The following is a 1,340-nucleotide window of genomic DNA, read 5'->3' on the forward strand; positions in this document are numbered from 1 at the left end:
TCAGGCCCTCCTCGCGCGAGGACTCGTAGCGCACCAGCGCGCCCAGCTTCTCGCGGTACTCCGTCTCCAGCGTCAGGCCCTCCTTCAGCACCGTGCCGAAGGACTCCCAGAACGCGCGGTAGTCGTCCGGCTTGTCCTTGGCCAGCTTCTCCAGGAGGTCCAGCGACTTCTTCACCACGTGCTTGCGGATGGCGCGCACCACCTGCGAGTCCTGCAACATCTCACGCGACACGTTGAGCGGCAGGTCGTCCGAGTCGATGACGCCGCGCACGAAGCGCAGCCACTGCGGCACCAGGTCCTCGCAGCGGTCCATGATGAACACGCGCTTGACGAACAGCCGCACGCCGCGCTGCTGCTGCGAGTTCAGGTCGAACGGCGGGTGCCTGGGCACGAAGAGCAGGCCGGTGAACTGCTGCGTGCCGTCCGCCTTGAAGTGCGTCCACGCCAGCGGCTTGTCGTAGTCGTGCGTCAGGTGCTTGTAGAACTCCTGGTACTGCTCGTCCGTGATGTCGCTCTTCGGCCGCTGCCAGAGGGCGCTCGCCTTGTTCACCACCTCCAGCGCGGTCTCCGTGGCCTGCGTGTCCCCGCTGCCCACGTGCTTCGTCACCTGGAGCTTGATGGGGTGGCCCACGTAGTCCGAGTACTGGGTGATGAGCTGCTTCAGCTTCCACTCATCCAGGAACTCCTTCTGGTCCGCCTTCAGGTGCAGCGTGATGGCGGTGCCACGAGCCGCGCGCTCCGCCGGCTCCACCGTGAAGGTGCCGTGCGCCTCCGATGCCCACTTCCACGCGGTCGTTTCACCGGCGGCGCGGCTCACCACCTCCACGCGGTCCGCCACCAGGTAGGCGCTGTAGAAGCCCACGCCGAACTGGCCGATGAGCTGCACGTCGTTCTTGCCCTTCTGCGCCAGCGCCTGGAGGAACTCGCGCGAACCGGAGTGCGCAATGGTGCCCAGGTTCTTCACCAGCTCGTCATGCGTCATGCCGATGCCGGTGTCCTCGATGGTGAGGGTGCCCTTGTCGGCGTCCGGGACGATTCTCAGCTCCAGCGCGGGCTCGTCCTTGAGCAGCTCCGGCTCCGTGATGGCGCGGAAGCGCAGCTTGTCCAGCGCGTCGGACGCGTTGGACACCAGCTCCCGGAGGAAGATCTCCTGGTGGCTGTAGAGCGAGTTGATGACCAGGCTCAGCAGCTGCTGGATCTCCGCCTGGAATGAATGGGTTTCCCGCTGGGGGTGGGTCTCTGCGGACATGAAGGCCTCCGGGCGCTGGCTGGAACGCGCCAATCCCCTTCCCCATAACCATGTCCGGCGGCTTGTCTAGAAGAGGCAATCCGCCCCCACC

The 1,340-nt window shown here is 66.0% G+C and carries 1 protein-coding gene; it reads right to left on the reverse strand.

Features of this window, described 5'->3' with window-relative positions; genetic code table 11:
- Window positions 1-1,249: molecular chaperone HtpG (htpG, locus tag D7X96_RS38935; RefSeq protein ID WP_121771991.1), on the reverse strand; the 1,249-nt coding region annotated here is incomplete at its 3' end.
- Window positions 1,250-1,340: the final 91 nt, after the last annotated feature.

The organism is Corallococcus interemptor (assembly GCF_003668875.1).
Lineage (GTDB): Bacteria > Myxococcota > Myxococcia > Myxococcales > Myxococcaceae > Corallococcus > Corallococcus interemptor.